Below are 14894 nucleotides of genomic sequence, written 5' to 3'. Positions count from 1 at the left end.
TGGCGGTGCCAGGAGTCCGTCGGCGCGAACGGGGTCAGGGGGCGGAACCGGCCTGAAGTAGGGTTGGCCCACGAAGGGAGCGTGTGCAGTGCAACAGCGGGTCACCATGGCCGATGTCGCCCGTGCGGCTGGTGTGTCCTCCGCGACGGTCTCCTACGTACTGTCGGGCAAGCGCCCCGTGGCCCCCGAGACCCGGGCCGCGGTGGAAGCCGCCATCGAAGAGCTGTCCTTCACCGTCAACGCCACCGCGCGCAGCCTGCGCACCGGGCGCTCCAGCCTCGTGGCGCTGATCGTGCCGGACATCGCCAACCCCTTCTTCGCCCAACTCGCCGGAACCCTCCAGGAGGAACTCCGCGGCCTGGGACTGCATGTCGTCGTCTGCAGCACCCGCGCGCGCCGGGACGAGGAGAAGGCCCTGCTGGAGGAGGCGGTCAACCAGCGGTTCGCGGGCGTCGTCATCACCCCCTTCCGGCTGAAGCCGCAGGACTTCCAGCCCGCCGTCGACTCCGGACTCCCCCTGGTCGTCAGCGCCGACGTCTCCTTCGGCCCCGTCGACCTGGTGACCCCGGACGCCCGGGCCGCGACCCGGCGCGCCCTGGAGCAGGTGACGGCCGCGCGACGGCGGCGTATCGCCATGATCGCGGGCCCTAGGGACGCCACCGGGGGAGACCCGCGCCTCGAACACATCCGGGCGCTCGCCCTGCAGTTCGGCATGTCGCTGCCCCACGAGATGGTGGTCCGCGGCGAGCACACCCGGGAGGCCGGAGCGGAGGGGTTCGGCACGCTCATGAACCGCCGCTACCGCCCCGACGCGGTCTTCTGCGGCAACGACGTGATCGCCGTCGGCGCCCTGGACAAGGCGCACGACCTCGGCATCGGCATCCCCGACGACGTCGCCCTGATCGGCCACGACGACGCCTCCTTCGCCTCACTGGTCCGCCCTCAGCTGACTACGATCCGCTATCCGGCCGCCGAGGTCGGCCGGGCGGCCGCGCAGCTGCTCACCGAGCGTCTGGGCGGCCGCGACGTCCACAGGACCGTGCACGTCAAGGCCGAGTTCGTGGCCCGCGCCTCCGTCTGACTCAGGTGGCGGCCGTGCTCGGGAGGAGCCGGCCGAGGGTGGTGGCGATGGCGGCGAAGGCCGCCGCGTGGCCCCGGGCGTTGGCGTGGATCCGGTCGGCGGCGTAGATGGCCGGGTCGGCGGCGAGGGGATGGTGGTGGGTGTCGACGTGGACGCCCTCCAGCGTCCGGGTGAGGTCGGCGGTGATCCGGTCGAGTGCGTCGAAGCGGCGGGCCATGCCGTCGGCGTGTTCCGGCGGGACGAGCCCCGAACGGGCGAGGTCGAACAGGCCGATGGTGATGACGAAGGCGCCGCTCTCGGCGAGGGGGCCGAGGAGGGCGGACAACCGGGTGCGCAGTTCCTCCGGTTCGAAGCTGCGGAAGGCGTCGTTGCCGCCCGCGCTCACCATCACCACGTCCGGCCCGAACTTCAGGGCCGGGCCGAGCTGCCGGTGGCGTATCTCGTCGAGCAAGAGGTGGGGCGCGGCCAGGTTGACCGAGGCGAAGCCGGGGCGGGTGGCGGCGAGGGCGTCGGTGAAGCGGTCGGCGAAGGACCGGGTCCGGTAGCCGGGCAGGGGGTCCATGACCCCGGCGGTGACGCTGTCGCCGAGCACGGCCAGCCGCTGCCAGGGGAGTTCGCGCAGGAGTTCGGCGGCGGTGTCCGCGCTGATGCAGTGCGGGTCGGACGACTCCGCGCTCAGGTCCACGCAGGACGTCATCGCTGGTCTCCTTCCAGGACGCGGGGCGCGTCGGTCCGGGTCGGGGCCGGCGCGGGCGGGGCGGGGGATCGCAGGGCGAGTCCGGCGAGCGCGGCGGCCACGTTGACGGCGGTGGCGAACCAGTACACGGCGACGTACGGCTGAGCGCCGGTGCCCGTGCTCTCGGCGATGATGACGGCCGTGGCGGCGATGCCGAGGCCGCCGCCGATCTGGCGGGCCGCCATGACCGTGCCGGTCGCCGCGGCGAAGTGCTGGGGCGCCACGGACAGGGCCGCCGCGCTGGAGATGCCGACGGTGACCAGGCCGATGCCGACTCCCATCACCGTTCCGGTCGGCAGCCACAGCGTCCAGAAGTGCGGCTCGGTGTCGGCGAGGAGGGCCAGGGTGACGGTCGCGGCGGCGACCAGGACGGAACCGGCCGAGACCATGGTGCGGGGCGCGAGCGCGACCGGGAGCCGTCCGACACCGATGCCCACGACGGCCGTGACCAGCGCCGCGGGGCTCATCGCGAAGCCGGCCTGGAGGGTGGAGTAGTTCCAGGCGTCGGTCATGAAGAGCACGCCGAGGAGCATCGTGGCGAACAGCGCGGCCCCGTACAGGACGGAGACGGCGCCCGCGACGGCGAAGGTGCGGCTGCGGAAGAGGTCGAGCCGCAGCGCGGGCCGCTGGTGCCGCAGCGCGCGCAGTACGGTCGCCGCGCCCGCGAGCACCGTCACGGCGGCGGCGACCAGGACGTGCGGCGAGGACCAGCCGTGCTCGGGGCCCTGCGTGAGCCCGTACACCATCGAGCCGACGCACAGGGCGAGCAGCAGGCCGCCCGCGAGGTCGGGTGCCCTGCCGGTCCGGGACTCGCCCGCGAGGAGCTTCCGGCCGGCGAAGAGCACCCAGACGCCCACCGGCAGGTTGAGGCAGAACAGGGCCCGCCAGTCGACCGCCTCGACGACGACACCGCCGAGCGCGGGCCCCGCGGCGGCGGCCAGGGCACCCGCCGCGCTCCAGGTGCCGATGGCGGCGCGCCTGCGCTCGGCCGGGACCTCGGCGAGGACCAGCCCCAGGGAGGCGGGCACGAGCAGGGCCGCCGCCAGACCTTGCAGCGCGCGGGCACCGAGCAGTACGGGCAGGGTCGGGGCGACGGCGATCAGCAGCGAGGACGCGGTGAAGACGGCGACGCCGATCAGGAACAGACGGGCCCGGCCGACGGCGTCGGCCAGCGGCCCCGCCGGGGCGAGCAGGGCGGCGAAGGGGATCACGTAGGCGGTGGCGACCCAGGAGACGGTCGTCAGCGGGACATCGAAGTCGGCGGCGATCGGCGGCAGGGCGAGGTTGGTGACGGTGGCGTCGAGAAAGCTCAGGAACGTGCCCGCACAGGCCAGTAACAGCGCCTGGGAGGCACGGGATACGGATGCGCGGGCAGGGGTGGGCGGGGAGGCGTTCGATGTCATGGCGAGGATTTAAGAAGACGAACGTTCGTACGTCAATACCGTACGGTCGTTTGCTAAGCTGCCGGACATGGCAGGACGCGCATCGGCTCAGGCAGCCCTCGAAACCCGGCGGTCGGTGCTGCGCGCCGCCGCCGAACTCGCCTCCATGGAGGGCCTGGACAGCGTCACCATCGGCCGGCTCGCCGAGCGGCTCGGGATGAGCAAGGCGGGCGTCGTCGGGCAGTTCCGCAGCAAGGAGAACCTGCAACTGGAGACCGTGAACCTGGTCCTGGACGACTTCCGCACCCAGGTCTGGCAGCCGGTGCGCCACCTCGAAGCCGGACTGCCGCGCCTGCTCGCCGTCTGCGCGTCCTGGGTGCGGTACGCCGCCGATCCCGGCTACTCCGGGGGCTGTCTGCTCACCCAGGTCACCTACGACTACGACGCCCGTACCGGCCTCGTGCACGACCGGATCGCCGAGGGCCGCACCCGCTGGCGGGACGCCCTGCGCCACGACGTCGACGCGGCCGTCGCCGCCGGAGACCTCCCGGCGTCCACGGACACCCCGCAGGTCGTCTACGGCCTCGAAGCCCTGGCCGGCGGGATCACCCCGGCCCGGCTCCTGCACGGCGACGACCGGCCCGAGGACTGGGCGCTGCGGGGCATGCGCGCGATCCTGGGCGTGGGTCCGGTCGCCTGATCGTCTCGTTTCGGCGCTGCCCCCGCGCGATTCACCGGCCGGCGAGCAGCTCCGGCAGCCGCCGCATGTCGTCGAAGACGACGGTGCCCGGGCCCTCCAGCCGCGCGGCCGGTGTCGGGCCCCCGGCATAGCCGAAGGACCGCATCCCCGCCGCCCGCGCCGCCGCGACCCCGGGACCGCTGTCCTCGACCACCACGCACGCCTCGGGGTCGACGCCCATGCGCCGGGCGGCGTGGAGGAACAGATCGGGCGCGGGCTTGCCACGGGGTACCTCGCTCGCGCTGAAGATCCGGCCCGCGAAGTGGTCGTACAGGCCGGTACGGCCCAGGGTGTGGCGCATCTTCTCGTGCGGACCGCTGGAGGCCACGCAGGTCGGCAGGGTCAGGGCGGCGATCGCCTCGGGCAGTCCGTCCACCGGGTCGAGTCCGAGATCGACGGCGTCGCGGTGCCGTTGGATGAGCAGGCTCCACCAGAGCGCGGCGGTGCCCGCGCCGAGTTGCTCGGCGATCTGCCCGACGATCGACTCCTTGGAGCGCCCTATGAAGCGATCGACCACGTCCTCGGCGGTGAGCGGCCAGCCCAACTCCGCTCCCAGGGCGACCTGGAGGCGCACGGCGAGGCGTTCGGTGTCGACCAGGACGCCATCGCAGTCGAAGATGACGAGCTCCACCGGCCTCGTCGCCGCCGCGGCCCGGGTGTGGGGGTGCGCGAAGGTCACCGGCTCACCCCTGGTCCGCGGCGAAAGGTGACAACGGCCGTTCGAAGAAGGTCTCCAGCACCACCGTGGCCTGCGTCCCGCTGACCCCCTCGATGGCATGGATCCGGCGCAGCACGTCCTGCAACCGGCCTGTCGTCGCGGTCCTGACCTTCACCAGTACCGAGGCGCTGCCGGCGATGACATGCGCCTCGACGATCTCGGGCACCGCGGCGAAGTCCTCCGCCGAACTCCCCATCCAGGACGTCGAGTCGACCATCACGTACGCCAGGACGGCACTGCCGACGGCAGCCGGGTCCACGTCGACGGTGGTACGGCGGATGACGCCCCGCTCGCGCAGCTTCCGCACCCGCTCGTGGGCGGCACCGGCGGACAGGCCCACGGCCCGGCCGAGAGCGGAGTAGGACTGGGTGGCGTCCAGCTGGAGTTGGTCCAGCAGCGCCCGATCAATGTGATCCACAATGCTCCGTTCGGAATCAACTGGCCAGAGCAGTATGGCATCTTGCATGATGCCGCTGAGGCCGATTCAAATTCGGCATCCGGTTGGTTTCGTTTCGTGAGGAGAAGTCCATGAGCGGCGAGCACCACGGTCTGTACGAGCAGTTGGACGACCGGTTCCGCGCGGGCAAGTGCATGAACGGCGACGACGCGCTGGAGGTCCTGTTCACCGGCTGCCGCTGGGCCGAAGGCCCCCTCTACGTGCCCGCCTGGCGCCAGTTGGTCTGGAGCGACATCCCCAACGACCGCATGCTGCGCTGGGACGAGGAGACCGGCGCCGTCGCCGTCTTCCGCCGCTCCGCCGGCTACACCAACGGCAACACCCTCGACCGCGAAGGCCGGTTGATCACCTGCGAGCAGGGCAATCGGCGGGTCACCCGCACCGAGCACGACGGCACCGTCACCGTGCTCGCCGACCGCTGGCAGGGCAAGCGGCTCAACAGCCCGAACGACGCGACCGTGAAGTCCGACGGCTCGATCTGGTTCTCCGACCCGGACTTCGGCATCACCAGCGACTACGAGGGGTACCGCGCGGAGAGCGAGATCGGCGCCAACAACGTCTACCGGATCGACCCCGGCAGCGGTGAGGTGCGCCTCGTCGCGGACGGCTTCGGCGCGCCCAACGGTCTTGTCTTCTCCGCCGACGAACGGCAGCTCTTCGTCTCCGACACGCGGGCGGGGCTCATCCGGGTCTTCGATGTGCGCGAGGGCGGCACGCTCTCCGACGGCAAGGTCTTCGCCGAGGCGGCCGCGCGGGAGAAGGCCCGCTTCGACAACATCCGCTTCGATGACGGGGGTCGGTTGTGGGTCGCCGCGATGGATGACGGCGTGCACTGTTACGACCCCGACGGCACGCTCATCGGGCGGCTCAATGTTCCCGAGGCGGTCGCCAACGTCGCCTGGGGCGGGGCCAAGCGCAACCGGCTCTTCATCGCGGCGGAGACGAGCGTGTACTCGGTGCTCATGGGCAACACCGGCACGCACCCGACGGGCCCGGGCCACCGCCCCTGGCAGTAGCCCGCACCTCGTCTCCGGGCGGGTGGGGGCCGCCCGCGCAGTTCCCCGCGCCCCTGGGAGGTGAGGTCGTACCTCGTCTGCGGGTGGGTGGGGGTTGTTCGCGCAGTTCCCCGCGCCCCTGGGAGGTGGGGCCGTACCTCGTCTGCGGGTGGGTGGGGGCCGCCCGCGCAGTTCCCCGCGCCCCTGGGGGGTGCGGGCCGGGGTGGGTGGGGTTGTTCCCGCATCAGGGGCGCGGGGAACTGCGCGGCCGGGCCCCACCGGGCCGCGCGTGACACGCAACCGTTCAGACGGTCGCCGGCGCGGTCGTGCCGCGGAACGTGCGGCGGTACGCCATCGGCGTCACCCCGATCGCGGCATGCAAATGCTCCCGCAGCGACGTCCCCGTCGCGAACCCGACCTGCCCGGCGATGTCGTCGACGGCCAGATCGGTCGTCTCCAGAAGAAACTGCGCCCGGGACACCCGCTGCTGAATCACCCAGCGCCCTGGACTGATCCCCACCTCCTCGCCGAAGCGGCGCGCAAACGTGCGCAGGCTCATCCGCGCATGCCCGGCGAGCTGCGCCAACGTCAGCGGCTCGTGCAGATGCTCCAGCGCCCACTGCCGAGTGGCCGAGGTGCCGTTCGCGGACACCGGCGGCACCGGGTGCTCGATGTACTGGGCCTGACCGCCGTCCCGCCAGGGCGGCACGACACACACCCGAGCCACATGGTTGGCCACGGCGGCACCGTGATCACGCCGTACGAGGTGCAGGCAGACGTCCACCCCGGACGCGGCACCCGCCGAGGTCAGCACATCGCCGTCGTCCACGAACAGCACGTCCGGATCCAGCGCGACCTCCGGATACCAGGACCGGAACACCGCGGCGACGGCCCAGTGGGTGGTAGCCGGCCGCCCGTCCAGCAGCCCTGCCGCGGCGAGCACGAACGCCCCCGTGCAGATCGACACGATCCGGGTGCCGGGCCGCACCCACGACAGGGCCTCGGCCGCTCCCGCAGGCAGCTCCCGCGAGATCCGGGAGAGGTCGAAGGGCGGCAGCAGCACCGTGTCCGCCGTCGCCAGCACCTCGGGACCGTGCCCCACCGTCACCGAGAAGTCGGCGTTCGTCGCGACGGGCCCGCCGTCGACGGAGCAGGTCACGACCTCGTAGCGGTCCCGGAGCGCGCCGAAGACGCGGCTCGGGATACCCAGCTCGAAGGGGTACACGCCGTCCAGCGCGAGGACGACGACACGATGGACACTCATGGCACGATCCCGTCGGAAGTTGGCATTCATGCCATGGTAAGCGTTCGCGTCTCCGGCAAAGCTGGAGCACATGACGAACAACCCCGCCACGATGTACGCCATCAGCCAGGACACCCACGGCACCCCCGACGTCCTCACCCGGGTCGTCCTTCCCCGGCCCACCCCCGCCCCCGGACAGGTCCTCGTCGCCGTCCGCGCCGCGGGCGTCAACCCCACCGACTGGAAGCACCGCGCCGCCGGCCTCTTCCTCGACCGGCTTCCGCTCGTCCTCGGCTGGGACGTGTCCGGCGTCGTCGAGGCCGTCGGCTTCGGCGTCACCCTCTTCAAGCCCGGCGACGAGGTCTTCGGGATGCTGCCCTACCCGCACGGCGTCGGCTCCCACGCCGAGTACGTGACGGGCCCGGCCCGCGCCTTCGCCGCCAAGCCCGCCGAACTCGACCACGTCCAGGCGGGCGCCCTGCCGCTCGCCGCGCTCACCGCCTACCAGGCGATCGTCGACACCGCCCAGGTCCGCCCGGGACAGCGCGTCCTCGTCCACGCGGCGGCCGGCGGAGTCGGCCACCTCGCGGTCCAGATCGCCAAGTCCCGCGGCGCCCACGTCATCGGCACCGCCAGCGCGCCCAAGCACGACTTCGTCCGCTCGCTCGGCGCCGACGAGGTCGTCGACTACCGCACCACCGACTTCCGCGACGCCGTCCAGGACATCGACGTAGTGCTCGACCCCCTCTCCGGGGAGACCCGCGCCCGTTCCCTCGACGTCCTGCGCCCCGGCGGCGTCCTCGTCTCCATCCTGCCGGGCACCGACCCCGAGGAGGCGGCGAAGGCCGCGGCCCGCGGAGTCCGCGTGGCAACCCTCCTCGTCGAGGCCGACCACGCCGGCATGAACGCCGTCGCCGACCTGGCCGCCTCCGGCGCCCTGCGCGCCCACATCGAGGCCGTCTTCCCGCTCGCCGAGGCGGCCAAGGCCCACGCCCTCGGCGAGACGGACCGCACCACCGGCAAGATCGTGCTGACCGTGTCCTGAGCACCCTCCACGCCGACGTTCAGCCCGGCCGGGCAGGTCGGCCGGTCGTCGGGGGCCCGGAACGCCGCCGAGCGGGTGGGCCCGGCCAGGTTCGGCGACACCCTGCCCACGGCGCCCTCGCCGCCCGGGGCGACGGTGGCCGCCAGGAGGACCGAGGCCCGGCCCCACCCGCACCATCGGCACACGGAGCACCTGTTCGCGGGCGGGGCGCATGCGTCCACGCAGCGCGGGCAAAGAGGCAGGGGCGGAACACCCCGGCCGAGCCCGGACTCCGGCCAGGGGGCACACAGGGTGCGGGACGCCGTCGAGGGGGCAACGCGTGACCACCGATCAGCCGGCGACTGCGCCGGCCTCCCGTGCGGGCGGCACCACGGTGCGGGACCGACGTGACTGGTGGCCGGCCCTGCGCAGGACACCGAGGGCCCTGTGGCGGGAGGACGCGACGGACTGGGCCGCGGCCCTGACGTACTACGCCGTGCTCACCCTCTTCCCCACCCTGCTGGTGGCGCTCTCGCTGCTCGGTGTCGCGGGCCGTCCGGGAGGCGGGCACGTCGTCGACCAGGTGGCCGCCGTCGTGCCGGGCCAGGCCCGACCCGCCGTACTGAGCGCGCTGGACAGCATGTCCCACCAGAAGACCCCGGCCCGGCTGCTGGCCGGCTTCGGCACCGTCGCCGCGCTGTGGTCGGCCTCCAGCTACCTGAGCGTCTTCCGCCGCGCCCTGCACGCCATGAACGGGGTGAAGGACCGCCGCCCGCTGTGGAAGAAGGCTCCCCTCACCATCATCACCGCGCTCGCCCTGCTGGCCCTGCTCGTGTCCAGCGTGCTCGCCCTGGTCCTCACCGGCGACGCCGCCCGCGCCGCGGGGCGGATCATCGGCGTGGACGCCGTCGGTGTCGCGGCCTGGAACATCCTCAAGTGGCCCCTGCTGGCGTGCCTGGCCACCGTCATGGTCCTGGTGCTGTTCCGCTCCGGCCAGGCCACCGCCTACGGCCTGCGGCACCGGGCCGTCGGCGGCCTGCTCGCCGTCGTGCTGTGGCTCCTGGCATCGGTCGGCTTCACCGTGTACACCGCCAACTACGCGGGCACCTACGACCGCCTGTACGGCTCCCTCGCCGGCATCGTCGTCTTCCTCGTCTGGCTGTGGATATCCAACCTCGCGCTCCTCACCGGAGCCCAGTTCAACGCGGAACTCGCCGAGATCCGCCAGGCGTGGCCCGCCTAGTCCGCCGTCGGCCGCAGCACGGAGGGATCGGTGTACGCCGGATCCAGCGGAGTCTCCGTACGGAAGCCCCGCCCCGAGTCCGCGTCCCAGTCGTCCTCCTCCTCGGCGAGCCGCTCCACCATGTCGAAGAAGAGGCTCTCGACCGGCCGCAGCCCGGCCACCGTGCCGGTCAGATCCCGATCCGCGACGAACCGCGCCCCGTCCCTGCCGACGGACAGCGCGGCCAGCCACCCGTCGTCGTCCGCGTCCCACAGTCCCGCACCGGTCTCCGCCCAGAACAGCACGGTGTCCTCAGCGGCCTCCGACTTGAACTCTCCGGCCGCGGCGAGCAGCAGCAGCGCCGTGTGAACACTCCACTCGCGGTACCCGAGGTGCAGGAGGTACACCTCCAGCGCCCCCTCCCGGTACACCAGCACCCCGGTCCCGGCCGCCCCGGAGCAGGCGTCCTCGGCCCGCTCCGCGAAGAACGCGCGGGGCGTCGTACCCGTCCCGACGGAGTCCCACCCGGTGTCCGCGCGACGGCCGTCCCAGTACCAACCGTCAAACATGTCAGCCGGGTTGGCGATCCGGCCCAGGTCCACCACCGGCGTGCTCAGCCACCGCTCGAACCCGTCCCGCGTCATCGGGACACGGGCGGCCACCAAGAAGCTGTCGGACACGCGTTCCCCCTTGCTCACGCCCCACGATCACGCCATGATCCCCCGTGATCGCTCCCGGGTGAAAGGGCGAGAGGACGTCCGCTGCCGCCGAGCCCGCGCGCCCGGCCCCCGACACCGGACTGTTTCGGCGCCGTGCCTGGTTCGCCGAGGACGACCCGCTCGCACCGCGCCCGATCGACGCACTCGTCGGCGACCGGATGGGCGACTTCCGGGGCCAGGATTTCGCCTGGCCGGCCGCGCACCTGCCCGAGTGCTTCCCGCTCCCCGGCGGCTCGGACTCCCGGCGCGTCCTGGCCGTCACCGAGCCGGCCGCATGCGCCCAACTCCACCCCGAACGGGCCGAGTAGAGGGCGTCCCCGGGCACCGTGACCGGCCCTCGCCCCGGTCCGCCGGGCGGGGCGGGCCGCACCCGTGTCGCCCGCACGCGCCGGTCGGGGTGCGGACAGCCACGGCCGGGGAGAGGCTGAGGCCATGCTCTGCGCCATGCCAGGTGGTGTATCCGCGGGATGAGGGCAGCGGCCGAAGGCTTCGGAGTGAGTACTGGGAGGCAGCCATGTCCGTGCGTACCTATGTGTCGACGACCGTTGTGAACGACCGACTCGACGACGTCCTGAACGCACTGGAGGATCTGGACCCGCAGGCGATCGTGGGCGCCGCCCACCGCTCGGACGACCCCGACGTCCCGCCCGGAGTATCGGTGTCGCTGGCCGGAGACGTCCGGGAAGCGGTGCAGGAACAGCTCAAGGCGTTCCCCGACGTGGAGTGCGAGGTCGAGGTCCGCGACACCGAGGGCCGGTGACCGGCCCACCCCTACGAGCCCGCGCACGCGATGCGCCCGCCCGGCCTCACATCCGGGACCGCAGTACGTCGACCTCGCAGCCCGGTGCGAAGGGGTCGAAGCCGTGTTCGCTCAGCCAGCGCACCACCAGGAGGCTGCGCAGCGACCACCAGGCGTGGATGACGTCGAGGTCGACGTCGGCGCCGTAGCCGGTGAGGACGTCGGTGAGGTGCTGCTCGTGGCCCAGCGTGAAGGTGGCGAGGTCGTACAGGGCGTCGCCCCGGCCCGCCTCGGACCAGTCGATGACGCCGGTGACCTCGCCGCCGTCGAGGAAGACGTGTGCGATCTGCAGGTCGCCGTGCGTGAACGCCGGGGCCCACGGCCGGAGCGCCGCCTCGGCGACCCGGCGGTTGCGGGCGACCAGGTCGGCGGGCAGAACGCCGCTGGTCACGAGCCACGCGCACTCGCGGTCGAGCTCCGCCGCCAGCTCGTCGACGCTCCGCCCCGCTCCTCCCGTACGGGGCGGCAGGGGCGCCTCGTGCAGCTTCCGGACGGCGGCGCCCGCCGCGGCCCACTCGGCCGGCGAACCGGTCGAGGGTCCGCCGAGGCGCCCGAGCGTCCTGCCCGGGACCGCCGTGAGCGCGAGCACGGGCGGCCTGCGCCACAGGACCTCCGGGGTCGGGACCGGCGCGAGGGACAACGCCTCGACCTCTGCGTCGATGCGTGCCTGATCGGCGTCCACCTTCAGGAACACGTCACCGACGCGCAGAGTCGCCCGCTCGGAATGGGCGACGACGACTTCGACCTCATCCATGGACGACCACTATCCCGGGGACGATCGCCGGCGTCGCCGGGATTTGTCGCCGGCGCACAGGGGGTCGACCTGCCCACTCGATGAAGCGCTCCGGGACGGCTCGTCACCGTCGCTCGTCGCGTGCTTCCTCGCGCACGACCCGGCGGTCCTCCCCGAGGACCGACGGCGCCGTCGGGCCGGTGTCGTCGAGACGGTAGGTCAGGCTGTTGACCAGCCCCACCACCCCGTCCACCCGATAGGCGAGCCGGAGCAGGAGCGGGATGTCGCTCCGGTGCTCCAGCCGCCCCTCCAGGCTCACCATGCCGTCACGGACCGAGACGATCACGGTGTGCGGCGCCAGGCCCATGGCACGACCCGCGACGTCGTCCTCGATCTCCCGGCGGATCTCGTCGTCCGTGCGAAGGAACACGCTCAGCAGATCGCGCCGCGTGGCGATGCCGATCAGCCGGTCCTCCTCGTCCACGACCGGAAGGCGCTCCACACCGTGGCGCTCCATGAGGCGCGCCGCGTCGGCGACGCGCTGCTCGGGGTGGACGGTGATCGCGGGCGTCGACATCAGATCCCGGGCAGTGGTGGCGCGCGCGAGCGCCGCCGCACGCCGGGCGGAGCGGCGCAGGGGCGGAAGACGCCGCGACGCGCGGCCCCCGTCGGCCCGTGCCGCCTGGCCGCGGATCAGATCGGTCTCGGAGATCACTCCCACGACCTTGTCGTCGCCGTCCACCACGGGCAGTCCGCTGACCCGGTTGCGGTACAGCAGCTCCGCGACGTGCTTGAACGATGTGTCCGGGCTGGCCTCGACGACCTCGTGGGTCATCACCTCGCCGACGATCCGGGGCATCGCACTCACTCCCTTCCCTGCGCGGGCCCGCCGGCCGCCGAAGCGCGGATTTCCGGCGGTGGCGGCGAGCCGAGTGCCGGCCTCGGGGCATCCGTACGTCGGCCCGCGCATGTCCTCCAGGCTGCCTCAGCCACTCGGCCCACGGCAGGGGCCGAACGACCCGGGAACCGGGATGTACCGCCCCACCAGTCTCTGTCACCTCGGCGCATCCCGACGACCGGGACCGGCCCCGGCGTCCGGGCACCCGTACCGGATGCGCCTGCCGCACCTCCCCGGGGTGCGGCAGCGCCCTTGATCGAGCAGCGTTGAAGGAGCACATCGGTACGGAAGAGGTGAGACGGATGGGTGAGAATGCCGGGACGCGCCGGGTCGTGGTGGGTGTCGACGGTTCACCGTCCTCCGGCGCGGCCCTGCGCTGGGCGGTCCGCTACGCCGCACTGGTCGACGCTCGGGTGGACGCGGTGTCGGCCTGGAACCTGCCCGGTGCGGACACCTGGTCCGCACCCGCGGTGGACGCCGACGTGGACGAGGCGGCCGCGCGTCAGGCGCTGACGCAGGAACTCGACGACGTCCTCGGCGCCGAGTCCGCAGGCGCGGTCCACGCTCGGCTGGCGCGCGGCAACCCTGTGGAGGTGCTGCTCAGGGCGGCCGAGGGGGCCGAGATCCTGGTGGTGGGCAGCAGGGGGCGCGGCGGTTTCGCCCGGGCCCTGCTGGGGTCCGTCAGCCACCATGTGGCCCAGCACGCGCAGTGTCCCGTGGTGATCGTCCGGGCGGAGTCCGGCAGGGGGTCCGGCGCGGAGTCCGGCTGAGGGTCCTCACCCCGTGCGCCGAACACCGCGCGCGCGGATCACCGAGGCCGAAGCCTGAGTGAAGGCTCCGCGAGGTCTGCGCGAGGGCTGCGGCGGGCCGCGACCCGAACCCGATGTCAGTGCGCGACAGGCCAGTTGAGTTCCGTACGCAGCTCCGCGGGGTCCATGTCCGGAGTCGGCCGCGTGACGTAGGTTTCCCAGCGGTCCTCGCCCGCAGACAGCCCCCGCGCTGCCATCCAGGCGTGCAGCCGCTCCCAGGAGGCGCCGAGACCGTCGAAGGAGCCGCAGTGCGTCAGCCGTGCGACCCGCCCACCCGGAAGCGCACCCGGCACGACCACGTCCTCCGGGGTCACCGCGCGGTCCGTGACGAACCCGACCTCCAGGTCCAGGGTCGCTTCCGACTCCCCGTGGTAGAGCCCGAACGCGGGGCCCAGCAAGGTGATCCGCTGCGCCTCGACGGTCCGGGCCAGGGCGCTGAACGACGCGTCGAAGAACTCCCGCAGTTCGAACACCGGGACGACGCCCCGGACGACCGCTGTCGTGGCCGGGTCCAGCGTCACAAGCTCCGGCTCGGAGGCGGGCGCCTCGCCGACATTTCCACGACTGTTCATGTCGCTCCTCATCCGTTTACCCGGCTTCTCGGGCTTCTCAGGACACGAAGACCGGGTGTTCGTCGAGGAATCATCGCTCCCACGCACGCAATTCGGAGGGAAGGCACGAAGGGCGCCGGCCCGATGTTGGCCGGCGCGGACGACGGGGCAGGAGTCGACCGGAAGGTCCCGGTGTCCTGCCGCACCCCAGGGCGGTGGGCGAACGGGACAAGGGGGAGGCCGGGATGGAGCCGCTGGAACTCCGCCGAGCGGTACGGGCGGGGCGGGAAACCGCATCGGAGCTCGGCCTGGAGGTCGACGACGTCGCCGTCGTCCACAACTCGGACCGCGTCGCGCTACGCATGACCCCGCGCGAGGTGCTGGCCCGGGTCGCGCCTCTGGGACATCTGCCCGAGTCCGAGTTCGAAGTCGAGGTCGCCGTGCGTCTCGCCGCCACCGACGCCCCGGTGGCCGGGCTCGATCCGCGGGTCCCGCCTGGAGTGCGGGTACGGGATGCCTTCGCCCTCTCGCTCTGGACCTACTACGAGCCGGTGACTTCGCGGACAGCGCCGGCCGATTATGCGGACGCGCTCCTGCGACAGCATGCGGCCCTGCGCCAAGTGGACCTGAAAGCACCTCACTTCACGGATCGAGTCGCCGCGGCCCTCCAAGCGGTGACCGACCGGGCCCGGTCCCCCCATTACCTTCTTGATCAGCCCCGCAATGGGGTTCCCGGCCTCCGGGACGGCATGACTGCTCCCCCCTGTAGTTCGCATGATCTGGGGGGT

The 14894-nt window shown here is 72.8% G+C and carries 17 protein-coding genes and 1 pseudogene; 9 read left to right on the top strand and 9 right to left on the bottom strand.

The features are described 5' to 3' along the window. The first annotated feature begins 88 nt into the window (after nucleotides 1–88). Nucleotides 89–1081 (top strand): LacI family DNA-binding transcriptional regulator, encoded by a 993-nt coding sequence (locus tag ABT296_RS30185; protein WP_351931844.1) that lies wholly within the window; start codon nucleotides 89–91, stop codon nucleotides 1079–1081. A 1-nt stretch (nucleotide 1082) separates the two neighbouring features. Here the strand turns inward: ABT296_RS30185 and ABT296_RS30180 are convergent, their stop codons facing one another. Both ABT296_RS30180 and ABT296_RS30175 read right to left on the bottom strand, forming a co-directional pair. Continuing rightward, the gene (locus ABT296_RS30180; protein WP_351931843.1) at nucleotides 1083–1778 is read right to left on the bottom strand and encodes an SGNH/GDSL hydrolase family protein; all 696 of its coding nucleotides are present in this window, start codon (nucleotides 1776–1778) and stop codon (nucleotides 1083–1085) included. Beyond that, nucleotides 1775–3220: a DHA2 family efflux MFS transporter permease subunit gene (locus ABT296_RS30175; RefSeq protein ID WP_351931842.1), complete on the bottom strand. Its 1446-nt coding sequence runs from the start codon at nucleotides 3218–3220 to the stop codon at nucleotides 1775–1777. Before ABT296_RS30175 ends, ABT296_RS30180 begins: the two co-directional genes overlap by 4 nt. 67 nt (nucleotides 3221–3287) lie before the next feature. Here ABT296_RS30175 and ABT296_RS30170 point away from each other — a divergent pair, with 67 nt between their 5' ends. Next, nucleotides 3288–3899, top strand: a complete 612-nt coding sequence (locus ABT296_RS30170; protein ID WP_351931841.1) for a TetR/AcrR family transcriptional regulator — start codon at nucleotides 3288–3290, stop codon at nucleotides 3897–3899. Between the two features lie 31 nt (nucleotides 3900–3930). Here the strand turns inward: ABT296_RS30170 and ABT296_RS30165 are convergent, their stop codons facing one another. Both ABT296_RS30165 and ABT296_RS30160 read right to left on the bottom strand, forming a co-directional pair. Then, entirely contained in the window at nucleotides 3931–4617 is a 687-nt protein-coding gene (locus ABT296_RS30165; protein ID WP_351931840.1) for an HAD family hydrolase, read from the bottom strand. A 4-nt stretch (nucleotides 4618–4621) separates the two neighbouring features. Next, entirely contained in the window at nucleotides 4622–5074 is a 453-nt protein-coding gene (locus ABT296_RS30160; RefSeq protein ID WP_351931839.1) for an Lrp/AsnC family transcriptional regulator, read from the bottom strand. Nucleotides 5075–5184: 110 nt separating this feature from the next. Here ABT296_RS30160 and ABT296_RS30155 point away from each other — a divergent pair, with 110 nt between their 5' ends. Then, nucleotides 5185–6129: an SMP-30/gluconolactonase/LRE family protein gene (locus ABT296_RS30155; protein WP_351931838.1), complete on the top strand. Its 945-nt coding sequence runs from the start codon at nucleotides 5185–5187 to the stop codon at nucleotides 6127–6129. Between the two features lie 283 nt (nucleotides 6130–6412). On the opposite strand, the gene ABT296_RS30150 is transcribed toward ABT296_RS30155, so the two are convergent. Then, entirely contained in the window at nucleotides 6413–7372 is a 960-nt protein-coding gene (locus ABT296_RS30150) for a GlxA family transcriptional regulator (protein ID WP_351931837.1), read from the bottom strand. A gap of 91 nt (nucleotides 7373–7463) precedes the next feature. Between ABT296_RS30150 and ABT296_RS30145 the strand changes: the two genes are divergently transcribed. Beyond that, the gene (locus ABT296_RS30145; protein WP_351931892.1) at nucleotides 7464–8396 is read left to right on the top strand and encodes an NADP-dependent oxidoreductase; all 933 of its coding nucleotides are present in this window, start codon (nucleotides 7464–7466) and stop codon (nucleotides 8394–8396) included. A gap of 319 nt (nucleotides 8397–8715) precedes the next feature. Beyond that, entirely contained in the window at nucleotides 8716–9618 is a 903-nt protein-coding gene (locus ABT296_RS30140) for a YihY/virulence factor BrkB family protein (RefSeq protein ID WP_351931836.1), read from the top strand. Here ABT296_RS30140 and ABT296_RS30135 read toward each other — a convergent pair. Further along, nucleotides 9615–10277: a hypothetical protein gene (locus tag ABT296_RS30135; protein ID WP_351931835.1), complete on the bottom strand. Its 663-nt coding sequence runs from the start codon at nucleotides 10275–10277 to the stop codon at nucleotides 9615–9617. The genes ABT296_RS30140 and ABT296_RS30135 overlap by 4 nt on opposite strands. 197 nt (nucleotides 10278–10474) lie before the next feature. Between ABT296_RS30135 and ABT296_RS30130 the strand changes: the two genes are divergently transcribed. Both ABT296_RS30130 and ABT296_RS30125 read left to right on the top strand, forming a co-directional pair. After that, nucleotides 10475–10624 (top strand): hypothetical protein, encoded by a 150-nt coding sequence (locus ABT296_RS30130; RefSeq protein ID WP_351931834.1) that lies wholly within the window; start codon nucleotides 10475–10477, stop codon nucleotides 10622–10624. A gap of 206 nt (nucleotides 10625–10830) precedes the next feature. Beyond that, a complete protein-coding gene (locus ABT296_RS30125) occupies nucleotides 10831–11076 on the top strand; it encodes a nuclear transport factor 2 family protein (protein ID WP_351931833.1) in 246 nt (81 codons plus the stop codon). Between the two features lie 46 nt (nucleotides 11077–11122). Here the strand turns inward: ABT296_RS30125 and ABT296_RS30120 are convergent, their stop codons facing one another. Both ABT296_RS30120 and ABT296_RS30115 read right to left on the bottom strand, forming a co-directional pair. After that, nucleotides 11123–11869: a phosphotransferase family protein gene (locus ABT296_RS30120; protein WP_351931832.1), complete on the bottom strand. Its 747-nt coding sequence runs from the start codon at nucleotides 11867–11869 to the stop codon at nucleotides 11123–11125. A 103-nt stretch (nucleotides 11870–11972) separates the two neighbouring features. Beyond that, complete coding sequence (locus ABT296_RS30115) at nucleotides 11973–12707, bottom strand: CBS domain-containing protein (RefSeq protein ID WP_351931831.1); 735 nt, start codon at nucleotides 12705–12707, stop codon at nucleotides 11973–11975. 341 nt (nucleotides 12708–13048) lie between these two features. On the opposite strand from ABT296_RS30115, the gene ABT296_RS30110 reads away from it, so the two are divergent. Continuing rightward, nucleotides 13049–13516: a universal stress protein gene (locus ABT296_RS30110; RefSeq protein WP_351931830.1), complete on the top strand. Its 468-nt coding sequence runs from the start codon at nucleotides 13049–13051 to the stop codon at nucleotides 13514–13516. A gap of 116 nt (nucleotides 13517–13632) precedes the next feature. Here the strand turns inward: ABT296_RS30110 and ABT296_RS30105 are convergent, their stop codons facing one another. Next, a complete protein-coding gene (locus ABT296_RS30105) occupies nucleotides 13633–14127 on the bottom strand; it encodes a GyrI-like domain-containing protein (protein ID WP_351931829.1) in 495 nt (164 codons plus the stop codon). A 224-nt stretch (nucleotides 14128–14351) separates the two neighbouring features. Here ABT296_RS30105 and ABT296_RS30100 point away from each other — a divergent pair. Next, a pseudogene (locus ABT296_RS30100) lies at nucleotides 14352–14894 on the top strand (aminoglycoside phosphotransferase family protein); the annotation flags it as partial.

The organism is Streptomyces sp. NPDC000983 (genome assembly GCF_040299205.1).
GTDB lineage: Bacteria > Actinomycetota > Actinomycetes > Streptomycetales > Streptomycetaceae > Streptomyces.
This window is presented reverse-complemented; position numbering and strand designations above follow the sequence as displayed.

What these genes read in the sequence shown, in the direction of transcription:
- ABT296_RS30105 (WP_351931829.1), bottom strand. Translation starts at nt 14,127, where the DNA reads ATGAACAGTCGTGGAAATGTCGGCGAGGCGCCCGCCTCCGAGCCGGAG.
- ABT296_RS30180 (WP_351931843.1), bottom strand. Translation starts at nt 1,778, where the DNA reads ATGACGTCCTGCGTGGACCTGAGCGCGGAGTCGTCCGACCCGCACTGC.
- ABT296_RS30120 (WP_351931832.1), bottom strand. Translation starts at nt 11,869, where the DNA reads ATGGATGAGGTCGAAGTCGTCGTCGCCCATTCCGAGCGGGCGACTCTG.
- ABT296_RS30125 (WP_351931833.1), top strand. Translation starts at nt 10,831, where the DNA reads ATGTCCGTGCGTACCTATGTGTCGACGACCGTTGTGAACGACCGACTC.
- ABT296_RS30110 (WP_351931830.1), top strand. Translation starts at nt 13,049, where the DNA reads ATGGGTGAGAATGCCGGGACGCGCCGGGTCGTGGTGGGTGTCGACGGT.
- ABT296_RS30150 (WP_351931837.1), bottom strand. Translation starts at nt 7,372, where the DNA reads ATGAGTGTCCATCGTGTCGTCGTCCTCGCGCTGGACGGCGTGTACCCC.
- ABT296_RS30175 (WP_351931842.1), bottom strand. Translation starts at nt 3,220, where the DNA reads ATGACATCGAACGCCTCCCCGCCCACCCCTGCCCGCGCATCCGTATCC.
- ABT296_RS30130 (WP_351931834.1), top strand. Translation starts at nt 10,475, where the DNA reads ATGGGCGACTTCCGGGGCCAGGATTTCGCCTGGCCGGCCGCGCACCTG.
- ABT296_RS30145 (WP_351931892.1), top strand. Translation starts at nt 7,464, where the DNA reads ATGTACGCCATCAGCCAGGACACCCACGGCACCCCCGACGTCCTCACC.
- ABT296_RS30115 (WP_351931831.1), bottom strand. Translation starts at nt 12,707, where the DNA reads ATGCCCCGGATCGTCGGCGAGGTGATGACCCACGAGGTCGTCGAGGCC.
- ABT296_RS30170 (WP_351931841.1), top strand. Translation starts at nt 3,288, where the DNA reads ATGGCAGGACGCGCATCGGCTCAGGCAGCCCTCGAAACCCGGCGGTCG.
- ABT296_RS30155 (WP_351931838.1), top strand. Translation starts at nt 5,185, where the DNA reads ATGAGCGGCGAGCACCACGGTCTGTACGAGCAGTTGGACGACCGGTTC.